The sequence below is a fragment of the Bradyrhizobium sp. CCGB12 genome (genome assembly GCF_024199845.1).
Taxonomy (GTDB): Bacteria; Pseudomonadota; Alphaproteobacteria; order Rhizobiales; family Xanthobacteraceae; genus Bradyrhizobium.
The window spans coordinates 68,379-81,105 of record NZ_JANADO010000002.1 but is presented as its reverse complement, the minus strand read 5'-3'; the positions used below and the strand labels follow the sequence as shown (position 1 = coordinate 81,105).

Here is a 12,727-nt window from a genome sequence, read left to right as displayed (position 1 = left end):
TTGATCGTCAATGAGATATTTAATATCATAAGTGTGATGAAGGGGAGCGACCTATGCCGCCATCACGATCCGGCAAGTCTTTGGGGATCAGCGTCAAATCTTCGCTGCGAACGCTTCAGATCCTCGAGTACATCGATTCAAAGCAGCGCGCCGTGACTATCGCGGAGCTGTCGGACAATCTCGACTTTCCTCAGTCGAGTACGTCGACACTGGTGCAAAGCATGATCAATGCCGGCTACCTCGTCGTTGATCACGATGGCCGGAGCATCTTGCCGAGCAGCCGGGTCTCTGCGCTGGGCAATTGGGTCGAGCCAACAGTCTCGCGCGCTGATATCAAATCCCTGATGATCGCAGTCGGTGAACGCACGAACCAAACCATCCTGCTCGGCGTGCCGTCGGATCTGTGCGTGCGCTACATCGACGTGATACCAGGCCGCCACGCGATGCGACTAGACATCCCTGTTGGATCGCGGCTGCCGCTGATGGAGGCGGGGATGGGACGTCTGCTGCTGTCGGAAATGTCGGATGAAACAGTCGAGGAACTCTGGCAACAAACCAGACGCCGCATCAAAGAGGAGGGGGCGCAGGGCATCCGTCCTTCCGACGTCTCGAATCTATGGAATGCGAACCCGTTTGTTTCGCCATTCTCGGAGATCATGGAGGAGCTCCAGCAGATACGCCGGACTGGCTTTTCGGTCTCGCTTGGGCGAATTTCGTTTGGCGCCGGAATTGTCTGCGTTGCGTTGCCTCGTGGGCCTCTCGAACAACCCATCGGTCTTGGGATTGGTGGTCTGTCCGAACTGATTTCGCGTGACGCGGATCAGATACTGAAGATCGTGCACGAGGCCGCCTGCGAGCTTGGTATCCCCCTAAAGCCGGGACGGGAATCGGCCCGGACAGCGGAACGAAAAACAAGGCGCGCACAAAACTAGCGTCCCTGAAACATGCGAAGCCATATGGTCACCGTCTCGCAGGGCGCAGGTCACGGAAGAGTGGTCAAATCCGTAAAGATCAGCGGGATTCTCGACGAAGATCCTTAGCGGCACAGACGCGTACAGCCAAGTCGCTCCTCTGCTTACGCGCAAGATGGATGACCAAAACTTCAACGCTTTGACAGGAGAGCTGCTAGCCGATCGTTCAAGGTTGTCTGGTCTTCAGAAGCGTCTTGATCGAATGGGTCAGGCTGCGACGCTTGCCATCGCCGTATCCGGTCCAGCTCTTCGAAATAAGCTTCTTGGCGATGCCGATACTCAAGGATCGCGTTCGCAATCCCGGAGATGAGGTTGCGTGACCACCAGCACTCCGAGTGTACCGAGGACGCTATTTTCGTACCCCAGCACACGAACTGAAGCCATGACCGCAAAAGACAGGGCTAAAGCCGGAAGGATCACGTGGCCGGTTCGGGTGAGGATCGGTTCTCGGGGCATGAAATCGCCGGAGGTGGGTATGTGAACGCCGCACCTTACACATGTCGCGCCAAGTGCCGAAGGTCAATTGCGGTTCTTGACTAAATCTCACGGAAAATCTCCGACGTGGCCTCCTAGAAGGCAATCGACTCCGAAGTTAACAGCGAGGAATTCAGGATGTACGCAATCGAGGGTGACCAAAGGCGCATTGCTGACAACAAGCGAGAGCATCAGATCCCGGGTTTCGACATGACCCTGCTTGAGACCGTAGAAATCCCGAAGATGGTCGAGGCATCCGCGGAGACCATCGCGGCCTATGACGAAGCTACGGCCGAAATGTCGAAGGTGGCAACCGCGATCGAAAGCAAAGCGCGCAAGATCAACAGCGCGGCCTCCCAATGGGAGCACTACACGCCGGATCAGCAGAATCGGGCGCTGATCCTAGCGATTACCGATCGGCTTGGGATGTGAGGCGTTACCTTGGTGAGCAAATCGAAGGCGGAGATGCAAACAAAGCAGCGAGTGCCCTCTGACGAATGCCAGTTGAATGCTCATCCGACCAAAATTGTGGAGGCAACAAGAAACAGGTTCGCTATCCGCGTGTCTTGGAGATCTGCGCCGAGCTGGGTTTGGAGATCATCCCAACGAAACAGCGCTTGCGGGCTGGGCAGACCAAGGCGGATTCGGTCCTGCACGCGATCTATGAGGACCATGGCGAAGGGCACCTTGTACTGCTCCTCCGGACGCTCCTGGAGTCGGACGGCAACTCCGTGCACGTCAATGACTTCGTCCTGCGTGGTTTAAGTGACGTGATGCTCGCCCACCCAGAGTGGCCCCAGAAGGGCTTGGCATGGCTCGAGGCGTTCGATTCAATCAACCTGGGCGATATCCGCGCCAAAGCCCGAGCGAACCGCCAGGCCGTCCCCCAGCGCCATGGGGTGGCTGCTGGGCTCTTCCGGGAGTTGGCGAAAGCTTTCGCCCCGCCGCCAAAGCCTGAGCCGCCAAGGGTTGAGAAGAAGCTGCTGCGGTCGGTCACCCGCATTCCCGAGAACCGGGCAAAGATCGAGCTGGGGACGAAGCTCTTGGCTCTCAGGGAGCGGACCCCCAACAACCGAAAATTCGGCGAGCTGGTGCGCACTCAGTGCGACATGGCGGCGTCAGATGTCTCGGCAATGATGCGGGTCTGCCGGCTTTACGGCGATAGGGAAGAAATCTGGTCGAGGCTATCTTGGACGGGCCTGTTGGCTCTTTCAGCGCCGACACTGCCGGACGGAGCCCGCGAACGCTTGGAGCAACGCATCGCGGCCGGTGAGCGCATCGGCCTACGGCAGATTGCCCTAACAAGTCGAGCTAGCGAATAGGAACCGGCTCGGTTGGTCAGCGTTCAGTTTCCGCCCGCCGCGTAAGCGGTGAAGCATTGATCCGGCCTCAGCATATCCCCCCGGTGCCGCTGAGGCCGTTTCCTTATCGGAATGATCGTCGATCGTGTGAGTGCATAAGTGGCGAAGCGTATCGACGCGGACTTACAGGCCAACGACCTGACCGTTCCTTCTAGTACGGCCTCATGCGTATCTTGCCGCGAACAGTAGTTTTACGGGATTAACATGGTCGGCGGTCTGGGCTTCTATGCGGATAGATTGCAGCAATTTTCTCGCCGAATTTTTGGCGGTCATTTCAAAACCGGAACATTTCAGCATCCATTTGAGAGGTGTCCATGCCTCGACGTCCATATTCGAACGGGCAACGTAACAACGCGGAACGCTGGACCATCGATTACGGCAACCTGGTCGTGGAGACGAATGTTGACGAGCATGGGAATGCTCATTGCGCGCGTAGCCTGTGGAAGCACAAGGCCTAGCTGGACGCTGCTGGCGATGTCGTTTCTCTTCTCCGCGATCATCGTAATCGGCTTGCGGAATATCTTCGGAACCTAGTTCGATGCGGATCGCGCAGCTTGCCCCTTTAGCCGAGAGCGTGCCTCCCAAGCTTTACGGCGGCACCGAGCGAGTGATCGCCTGGCTGGTGGACGAATTGGTCGCGCTCGGACACGACGTCACCCTGTTCGCAAGCGGAGACTCCAAAACGAAGGCAAAGCTCCATCCTGTTTGGCCGCGCGCGCTGCGCCTGGGGGGGAGGGGCGTGGATCCGAACGCCGCCTGCGCGCTGCTGATCGAGGCCATCGCCGAGCGTGCGCGCGACTTCGACGTGATCCACTCCCATGTCGACTGGTTGCCGCTGCCGGTGCTGAGCCGAACCGGAGTGCCGTTCCCGACGACCATGCACGGCCGGCTGGACCTTCCGGGCCTATCCGACGTGCTCGGCGCTTTTCCGGAAGCTCCCTTCGTCTCCATCTCCGACAACCAGCGTTGCTCGCTCCCGACAGCAAACTGGATCGCGACCATTCCGCACGGACTGCCTAAGGATCTGTTTCGGCCATCGTTCGAAAATGGTTCGTACCTTGCCTTTCTTGGGCGGCTCACGGCGGAGAAAGGGCCGGAAGATGCCATACGGATTGCGCGCGCTGCCCGGATGCCGCTACGGATTGCGGCCAAGATACCGCGCGCGGAGACCGCCTACTTCAAGAGGAAGCTCGAACCCGAAGTCGACGGCGGCAAGATCCAGCTTGTCGGTGAGGTGAACGATGTCAAGAAGCAGCCTTTCCTCGCCGGCGCCGCCGCTCTGCTATTTCCGATTGACTGGCCGGAACCGTTTGGTCTCGTCATGATCGAGGCGATGGCGTGCGGTACGCCCGTGATCGCCTACCGCTCTGGATCTGTGCCGGAAGTCGTGGAGGACGGGGTCACGGGCTTCATTGTGGATGGCGAGGAGCAGGCGATCGAAGCGGTCAAGGAAGTCGTCCGGCTGGACAGAAGAAAGGTTCGCGCCCGCTTCGAGGAGCGCTTCCTCGCGAGCCGGATGGCGAGGGAATACGAGGACCGGTACCGCGAGCTGATCGCTCGCGGAGGGCGCCGGGCGTGAGCGCGCGGCCGATGGCCGGGAAGGATCCGAAAAGCGCTTCTGGTTTTGACCTCTGTCGGAACTGCCCCGGGCTCCCACCGTTGAGTTGCCATCAGGAGCCCGGCATGAGAACGATCGTTTCCGCAACAGCAGCTTTCGTCCTACTCGCGGCGCCCGCCCTCGCGGACGAAGCGTCTTCTCCGCAGCCGAAGATTCAGCAGGCCCGGGACACAGCGGCGGGAGCGGCAGACTGCTCGAAAGAAGTTTGGCCGCATTTGTCGGACGCGTGCCTCCGCGCCGAGAGTAAGGGCGTTTCCGTCCGGATCGTAACCACAGAGCGTCGATAAAGATCTGATCCCGGCAGATTTCAATCCTTCCGCGGGTCGGCGTCCCGGAGCGGGAACAAGCGGCAATCCCGAAACGTTGGGAGCGGCACAGAATTTGGTGCGGCTCTCACGTTGGAGGAGATATCGATGAAACGCTTTCTTGCCGTCGCTCTGCTTAGCACTGCCTTGATCGGCGGCGCTGCATTTGCGCAATCCACTCAACCGGCCGATCGCGCTGCGCCGGCTGCCACCGCCCATCCGGCCGAAGCGAAGATGGCGTTCAAGGGCAATTGGCGCGCCTCCAAGCTGATGGGCCTGAACGTCTACAACGAAGCCAACGAGAAGCTCGGCGACATCAACGAACTGCTTGTGGACAAGAGCGGCAAGATCAACGCGGTGGTGATCGGCATCGGCGGCTTCCTGGGAATGGGCGAGCACGACATCGCCGTCTCAATGGACAAGCTGAAGTTCGTCGAGGAGCCCGTCCGGACGAGCTCCAGCGCGTCTTCGACCACCTCGCGCGACACGACCACTGGCGCGGCTTCAACCAACGCCACAAGCCGCAACGCGAACGATTGGGTGCCCGACCACGCCGTCATGAGCGGAAACAAGGAGCAGCTGAAGGCGATCCCGCAGTTCAAGTATTCGGACTACAACTGACATCTCGAGCATCCGGCGTTGAGGGCCTCCCGTCGTGGGGGCCCTTTTCGTTTCCATTGGACGGGCTGACCGCAAGACAGAACGGCCCGCCCGGCACCGGGCGGGCCGTTCGGGCGGACGTCAATCCGCTCAGAGCATGTGAACCAGGAAATAGCCGACGCCGCCGACGACCAGGACGGCAGGCACGGCCCACAAAATCAAGACAGGCATTTTGTCCTCCGATCGCTTGTCAGGGTAGAGCCGCCGCGAGTGCTTACTGCTCCATGCAAACCTTGGTGGTCTTCACGGCGGACTCGGCTTCGACCTTGGTCTTGTAGACGCCGTCGCCCACGACCGTCGTGGTGGTCGTCGTCGGCTTGGTGTCGACGACGGTGCACTTCTTGGTGGTGGCATCGCGAACGATGTAGAACTCGGCGGCGCTGACGGCCTGGGTGCCGAGAGCGAAAGCGGCCAGAGCGCCGCAGACGATCAACTTCTTCATGTGGTGTCCTCCTAAACAAACCATTAGCATGTAGTCACTACAAACGAGGAGGATCGCTCCAAGTTCCACTTTATCCCGACAGAGGCGGCCACGCCGCGTCATTTGAAGGAAGAAGGTTAACGGCCGGAGCGATCTGTCCTCCAGCGCGGGCGATGCGGGACTGCTGAGACGGGATCGCCGACGAACTAAGCCAATCGATGATCATGTGTCGTTTCGCCACGGCGGCAAGAGCTTTCGTTCGCGCCGGAAGAAATGCTGGCCTTTCTCACCATGAATTGCCGAATTTTCCCGATATTGTAACCGCGCGCCTCATCGAAGTTGATCGTCGTCCGCTTTTTAGGAGGTTTCAGATGAACAAGCGTTTACTCTTGGCTACGACAGCTGCGGTGGCAATTGCGACTTCGGCTCTCGCACAGTCTTCTCCGAGCACTTCGAGCTCCAACCCGTCGGCTACGCAGCCGCAGCAAAACACCACGTCGGCAACGACGCCGTCGTCTTCGTCGTCTTCGCAGTCGTCCGGTTCGACTGCACAGACCAATCCTCCGGCTAACACGGCGCAGACCCAGTCTCCGTCCTCGGCCGGTCAGACCGCTGCGGGCCAGTCGTCCAATTTCGGCACCGGCACCAACACCACGCAGGCGCCGACTTCGAACAGCTCGACCAACCAGGCGCCGACAACTCAGCCCTCGAACCAGACGACCACGCCCTCCAGCCAGGCCCGGTCCAGTTCGCCTTCGAGTACGAACACCCAGACGCAGAGTGCCAACCCTTCCGCATCGAGCAACAACCAGGCGCAGTCGCCGACGGGTAGCGGTTCAACCAACACCGCCCAGCAGCCGAACAATCAGCAGAACACGGCCGATCGTTCGTCGAACACCAACGTGAAGGCGTCGGTCAACATAAACGATCAGCAGCGAACCCGCATCAGTGCGTCGATCTCGCACCTGAACGTTCAGCCGCTCACCAACGTGAGCTTCTCCCTGTCGGTGGGCACGGTCGTGCCGCGCGACGTACGTCTGCAGCCTTTGCCGGCCGAGGTCGTCGAAATCGTGCCGCAGTATCGCGGCTACAACTTCGTCTTGGTGAAGGACGAGATCGTGATCGTGGAGCCGTCTAGCTACAAGATCGTGACCGTCCTGCCGTACTCCGGCCGCTCGACGGCGTCGGCGCCAGTGCGCACCGAACAACGCAAGACCAACTTCAGCGATCGTTCGGCAGCGCCCCTTGCTACTATTTCCCGAACAGGGGATACAGCATGGAACGGCTAAAGAATGCACCGGGGCACCTCGAGGCTGCTGACTGTCCGAATTGCCGCATTACCATGAGATGGTTTCGGTCGGAGCTAGTGCGAGACCCTCCAGAACCGACAATCGCCCATCTGTTCATCTGCCCTAACTGTAAGTGCGCTCAGCGAATCGATACAAAGTTCACGCCGGTTGGAATCCCGCCTGACAAGCTTGCGGCGCCTCGATTGCACCTCGTACGCTAAGACCTCCGCTCTCGACACATATCGATGACCGGACGGACCTTGTTTGAGCTGGCATGGCGCCTAGACCTCAAAATTGCTCGAGCAACCGGCCGCTACATCCGTCCAGGAGAGCCGCATTTGCAGCGGCTATCGCCCGCGCGCTGGAAGAGCATCATCCGTGATGCCGGCCTGTCCGTGCGAGACCACGAAATGCATATTGGCGTTTTCGCAAACAATACCGCGGCGTTGATACAAGTGCCGCTTACGCTCGCAGGAAGGCTTCTGCGGAAAGTCGGTGTCAATTTCGATGGCGTTGCGGCTACAGAACGCATCACACAACGAACCGCTCCACTAATGGATGCGCTTGACCGCCGCACCCGCTTTCTGAAGGACTTGTACGTCTGGAACCTGCTTGTGATCTCCCGTTAGATCACCTTATTCGCGATGATGGTGGGCTGCATGCTGTTAGGGCGCATTGCCCCCCGACGCATTGGTGATGGATGTGGCCGGGAGTGGGCGCTGCAGCGCTTTAAATTTCGAAAAAACGTAAATTTCACTTGCCCCGTCGGGCAAAACAGTGGTTCATAAGACGCTGGCTCTACCATGAGAGGACCAGCGGCATGGCGGATGAAGTCGAAGCTTCTGATGAACTGTCCAAGATCGCTAAGCTCAATGGCGACTTTAGGAGAAACTACGGACCCCTGCTCGGCGCGTTCCTGTATCTGAGATCCATCAGTGCCGCGCGCAGGCGTTCTTGGCTGTGGGGAGGCCTGTTTTCCGTCGTCTGCTCAGCCTTGCTGGGCTGGCTGAGCAAGCACGGCTTTTCACTGTTCTGGTGACCGCACCAGACGAAGTGGAGCGGCACTTGTAGGGGAGGCGCGCATGGCCAACGCCCTGATCATTCGTCCTGGATCCGATCTGTTGCTGCCCACCGGCACCGGGCGCGCAGCTCAATATGTCCGAATGTCGACAGAGAATCAGCGCTATTCGACGCAAAACCAGGCTGCAGCCGTTGCCGTCTATGCCGCGCAACATGGACTTGCAATCGTTCGCACCTATGCAGACGAAGGGCGGAGCGGCCTTAGTATTCACCGGCGTGACGGCCTGATTGAGTTGCTTGACGATGTTCGCAGCGGTCGAGCGGATTTCGACCACATCCTTGTCTATGACGTGAGCCGATGGGGGAGGTTCCAGGACGTCGATGAAAGCGCCTACTACGAATTCACCTGCCGTCAGGCGGGGATCAAGGTGTGTTATTGCGCTGAGGAATTCGATAACGACGGGAGCGTCATCGCGAGCATCGTGAAGAACCTCAAGCGAGTGATGGCAGCCGAATACTCCAGAGAGCTCTCGGTGAAGGTGCACGCGGGGGCTTGCCGCGTAGCCAGCTTGGGCTTCAAGCAGGGGGGGCCTGTCGGATACGGCCTTCAGCGGGAGCTCATTGATGAAAATCGATGTGCGAAGGGATTGTTGCAGAAGGGCCAGCGCAAACATTTGCAGACTGACCGCGTACTGATCCAGCCTGGGCCGGAGAATGAGCAACGCATCGTCGCGCAGATATTTCGAGAGTATGTCGTTCGTCGCAGATCGCGAGGGGCTATCGTTCGCTGGCTAAACGATCAGCAAGTACCTAACCATCGGGGAACAGCGTGGTCATTGGCGATGGTTCGCCACCTTCTGAGCAACGAAGCCTACATCGGTAATAGTGTCTACAACCGCACCTCGGTCCGGCTGAAGCAGGCAAGGAAGAGTAATCCTCCAGAGCTGTGGATTCGGACGACCGGTCTTTATGAGCCGATCGTCGACAGGAGTATTTTCCTCAAAGCTCAGGAGTTGTTGAAGGAGCATCAGGGTAAATTGTCGAATGAGTACCTGTTGAAGAAGTTGCGAGTGACGTTCGCGAAGCATGGGAAGCTGAGCGCATCGATCATAGCTGCTTCGGACAACATGCCGAGCGCGGCGCTCTATGCATATCGATTCGGCAGCCTGAGGGAAGCTTTTCGCCATGTCGGCTATGTTGATGCCGAGCGGAGTTACGACTACGCCGACGCGCAGAAGCAGGCTGAGGCCGAGCTATCGAGACAGGCGGAAATTCTGGTCACTCAAATCAGGGCGCGTGGCATTACCGCAGTCTTCGATGCGCAAACAGCAGTGATCACGGTTGCCGGCAAGCTCGCCATCTCGCTGCGCATGGCGCGTTACTATGCCGCGCGGCGTCATGCACCCAATTGGTTGGTTCATCGGCGGAGGGTCGAGCCAGCGGGGCTTATTCTCGCGCTGAGATTGGATACGGAGACAAATAGGAATGTCATTGACTACTTCCTCTTGCCCTTGAGCGAAATGGCCAAACACATAATCGGCCTCACGGCGACGTCCCGCTCTCGGTTCGCAGCCTATCGCTGCCCAACAATGGACGACGTCGTGCGGGCCACCATGGAGAAGGTTGCGGCTCTGCTAACATGAGAGAGCCGCCGGTGGAGCTTGTCCAGGTAGTCGAGCCACCACCTGAGCAGATCGCTGGACGCGCTACACGACAATAGCGGCCTCCGTTGAAGCCTGTCAGGGCGCGCATCCCGCCATTGTTTCAAAATGTTGCTAATTGTGGTAGACGCTCAGCACCTATCAAAAAGTGTGCCGGGTCCACCCGTTATGAACTTTGTCCAGAAAGTTAAGCGCAAGCTGTTTCCGCCGCGGGAGGTCGTCGAAGGTTACGAGAACCCCGAGCTCGTCGAAACGATCGTCCTCAAAACGATCAACTACAGGCCCAGCGGCGATTGGCCGTTAGTCCAGGGTTTGAAAGCGGTTCTCGACTTCGGCGGGGGCGCGGGGTTGCACTACAAGGTCGCGCGCCAACAATCCCCAGACATTCGGTGGGCGGTGGTTGAAACGCCGGCGATGGTCCGGCGCGCGAAGGAGCTCGCAACTGACAGGCTGATGTTCTTCGAGGGGATTGAGGAGGCGGCCGATTGGCTTGGGAACGTCGATCTAATCCACTCCAATGGAGCGATACAATACGTTCCCGACGCTTCTAAGACCATCAGAGACCTTTGCTCTGTCCGACCGAAAACGATGGCGTGGCATCGTGTCCCGATCAGCGACGGAGCCAGGCGAGAGGTTCAGATGTCGTATCTCAGCGAGAACGGGCCCGGGCGATCACTTGTGTCCAAGGAAAAGTTGGTGAGATACGATCGGAGCTGGATTTCGGAGATTGCGTTCGTTGAGGCCCACGATGGTTACCTGCTCGCTCAACGAGGACCGGATCCGAGTGAGCATGGGACGCAGCAATTTAGGTTCGTCCAACGCTAGCGAGCCCAGCCGGGGACGTCCGCGCCTTTCTTCACGATGCCAATGAAATAGAAGACGCTCTCTTTTGTTAGGTCTGTGTGGTCGCCATGAGTGAATGCGATCTCGAGGCCCGCTGCATCGATCATCTCGCGGAAGGTAGCAACTGTCGAACCGCGATTGTTCTCCTGGAGAACGATCACACCGCCATCGGCTAGGTGTGGATCGATTGTATTGAAGAACTCTCTGTGTATGGCCCAATCAGGATCGTGAGCGCGGATGTCTCCTTCGTATTGATCGATGAAGTGGGGCGGGTTGCTGACCACCAAATTCCAGCGCTCGGTCTTTGAGATGCTTCGCAGGTTGTTGGATTCGTAAACGGAAACCCGGTTCTCCAGCTTGTTCAGCCGTACGGTGTTCCTACAGCGAGCGACGGCAGCTGGGTTTATGTCGGCCACACACAAGGTCTCGCAGAGCCCATGGCCTAACATTGAGAAGCCGATAAATGCCGGCCCGGCACACCACTCAAAGAGGCGGGGCTGGCGCGGCATACCCCGAGAGCGCAGGAAGGGGATGAAATCTTGCCCGAACTCGATGCCCCCGCCATCGAGCTCGCTCTTATATTCGATGGTGATCCCGCCCAGAGTGATATGTTTGGCAGGCCTAATCCGACGTAGGGTAGGTCGAACAAAACGATGCTCGATTGCGTGAAGGATGCTCATCCGCTCCCGTCGCTCCCCAACTTGAATTTTGTTGCGCTATGTTTCCGAGCGTGACCTCCTTATGTCAACCCAATGGTGACGACTTCGCAATCGACCTTCGGCGGTCCGACCGATATCAAGGGAGCTTGGCTCAAGACGTTTGAACTCGCCACCGGCGCTGCCAGAAGTAGCTTCGCGCTCGCGGGCGAAAACGAAGGGGATCCGCCAGCCCCAACTTTCCATTTGATCGGGTGGCAAGTATTGCCCGATGACTCGGTCTTTAAAACAGCCTTGGCCTGCCTGGCCACATTGGCCAGTTGAGCCCGATCCGAGCCGCTGTTCGTCACTTCATGCGTCACGATCAAATGGTGCTCGGTATCTACCGCGACCTGCACGTTGTAGCCAACGACGCCTGAACCGCGCCCGCTCGTCGCCATCGAACGGCTGTCGGGATCAGTCAATGAGATTTGCTGATCAGGCGAAGCAAGCATCTGCTTCTCGTAAGCGGCAAGCTTCCCCTTTCCTCCTTCAGCTTTGTCAATTTCTCGGTAAGCCTCGCCGCCTTCATGGTCAGTGCCTCCGTCGGCTCTTGCCGGTCGGCCGTGTCAAGTTGGCTCAGATAGCGCCCGACGCTCTCCTCCAGTTGAGCACGCCGCCGTTCTACCTTCGCCCGCGTGAAGTTCTTGTCGCGGTTGTTCACGGCTTTGAACTTGCTGCCATCGATCGCAACGCTCGCTGTCGCCAGTAAACCCATCTCTCGGCAGAGTTCAACGAAGCGCGCACATACCTTGCGAAGTGCCAGGCCGCTGTCCTTGCGGAAGTCGGCAATCGTCTTGTGATCCGGAGCGAGCCGCCCCAATAGCCACATCACCTCAACATTGCGCCCAGCTTCCCGTTCGAGCCGTCGGCTCGATTGCACCCGGTTCAGATAGCCGTAAATGTAGAGCTTCAGGAGAACCGAGGGGTGATACGATGGCCGACCCGTTGCGGCCGGCTCCGCTCCCTCAAAGCCCATCTCAGTCAAATCGAGCGCATCGACAAACACGTCGATCACCCGAACGGAGTTGTTCTCGTCAATGAAATCATCGAGGCATTCGGGCAATAAAGTCCATTGCCCCCGATCGGCCTGCTCAACGAAGCGCCTCATCAGCTTCCCCCGCAGAATCACGAGAGAATCATAGCAAAACAGCCGCGTTTTCACACAGCCAGGGTCACTTGCGGCAGTCGAGGCAAAACCACCCGGCGTCCGGTTTAACGCGAACAGCTGACGTGGCGATAAGCGGCTCGCTATCTGCTTAGGGCCCAGAAGCAGACTCGCCAGTTCACTCCCTTTAGGGAAGAGTATCCTTTGGCCACGGAAAATGCGTCCTCGGACCAAGAAAGGTCGTAGGGCAAGGCTCTGCCAGAAGGGCCTTCGAAGCAGCCACCAAATCACGAGATCGAGC

General features: G+C 58.7%; 12 protein-coding genes and 1 pseudogene. 10 read left to right on the top strand and 3 right to left on the bottom strand.

Annotated features, from left to right (window positions below; genetic code table 11):
* Positions 1-53: 53 nt before the first annotated feature.
* From NLM27_RS41665 to NLM27_RS41645, 5 genes are all read left to right on the top strand, one after another.
* Positions 54-932 (top strand): IclR family transcriptional regulator, encoded by an 879-nt coding sequence (locus NLM27_RS41665; protein WP_254149145.1) that lies wholly within the window; start codon positions 54-56, stop codon positions 930-932.
* A 651-nt stretch (positions 933-1,583) separates the two neighbouring features.
* A complete protein-coding gene (locus NLM27_RS41660; RefSeq protein WP_254149144.1) occupies positions 1,584-1,877 on the top strand; it encodes a hypothetical protein in 294 nt (97 codons plus the stop codon).
* Positions 1,878-1,942: 65 nt separating this feature from the next.
* Positions 1,943-2,767: a hypothetical protein gene (locus NLM27_RS41655; RefSeq protein ID WP_254149143.1), complete on the top strand. Its 825-nt coding sequence runs from the start codon at positions 1,943-1,945 to the stop codon at positions 2,765-2,767.
* Positions 2,768-3,344: 577 nt separating this feature from the next.
* Entirely contained in the window at positions 3,345-4,385 is a 1,041-nt protein-coding gene (locus NLM27_RS41650) for a glycosyltransferase family 4 protein (protein WP_254149142.1), read from the top strand.
* Positions 4,386-4,837: 452 nt separating this feature from the next.
* Positions 4,838-5,350 (top strand): PRC-barrel domain-containing protein, encoded by a 513-nt coding sequence (locus tag NLM27_RS41645; protein WP_254149141.1) that lies wholly within the window; start codon positions 4,838-4,840, stop codon positions 5,348-5,350.
* A 253-nt stretch (positions 5,351-5,603) separates the two neighbouring features.
* Here the strand turns inward: NLM27_RS41645 and NLM27_RS41640 are convergent, their stop codons facing one another.
* On the bottom strand, positions 5,604-5,831 hold the full coding sequence (locus tag NLM27_RS41640) for a hypothetical protein (RefSeq protein ID WP_254149140.1): 228 nt from the start codon (positions 5,829-5,831) through the stop codon (positions 5,604-5,606).
* 350 nt (positions 5,832-6,181) lie between these two features.
* On the opposite strand from NLM27_RS41640, the gene NLM27_RS41635 reads away from it, so the two are divergent.
* The 5 genes from NLM27_RS41635 (at position 6,182) to NLM27_RS41615 (ending at position 10,605) form a co-directional block, all read left to right on the top strand.
* On the top strand, positions 6,182-7,099 hold the full coding sequence (locus NLM27_RS41635; protein ID WP_254149139.1) for a DUF1236 domain-containing protein: 918 nt from the start codon (positions 6,182-6,184) through the stop codon (positions 7,097-7,099).
* A 245-nt stretch (positions 7,100-7,344) separates the two neighbouring features.
* Entirely contained in the window at positions 7,345-7,728 is a 384-nt protein-coding gene (locus NLM27_RS41630) for a hypothetical protein (protein WP_254149138.1), read from the top strand.
* Between the two features lie 191 nt (positions 7,729-7,919).
* Positions 7,920-8,138 (top strand): hypothetical protein, encoded by a 219-nt coding sequence (locus NLM27_RS41625; protein WP_254149137.1) that lies wholly within the window; start codon positions 7,920-7,922, stop codon positions 8,136-8,138.
* Between the two features lie 43 nt (positions 8,139-8,181).
* Entirely contained in the window at positions 8,182-9,762 is a 1,581-nt protein-coding gene (locus tag NLM27_RS41620) for a recombinase family protein (protein ID WP_254149135.1), read from the top strand.
* A gap of 186 nt (positions 9,763-9,948) precedes the next feature.
* Positions 9,949-10,605: a methyltransferase domain-containing protein gene (locus tag NLM27_RS41615; RefSeq protein WP_254149134.1), complete on the top strand. Its 657-nt coding sequence runs from the start codon at positions 9,949-9,951 to the stop codon at positions 10,603-10,605.
* Here the strand turns inward: NLM27_RS41615 and NLM27_RS41610 are convergent.
* Positions 10,602-11,303 carry a methyltransferase gene (locus NLM27_RS41610; protein WP_254149133.1) on the bottom strand — a complete coding sequence of 234 codons (702 nt, stop codon included), beginning with the start codon at positions 11,301-11,303 and terminating at the stop codon, positions 10,602-10,604. The two genes, NLM27_RS41615 and NLM27_RS41610, sit on opposite strands and share 4 nt — an antisense overlap.
* A 248-nt stretch (positions 11,304-11,551) precedes the next feature.
* A pseudogene (locus NLM27_RS41605) lies at positions 11,552-12,429 on the bottom strand (IS1182 family transposase); the annotation flags it as partial.
* Positions 12,430-12,727 lie beyond the last annotated feature (298 nt).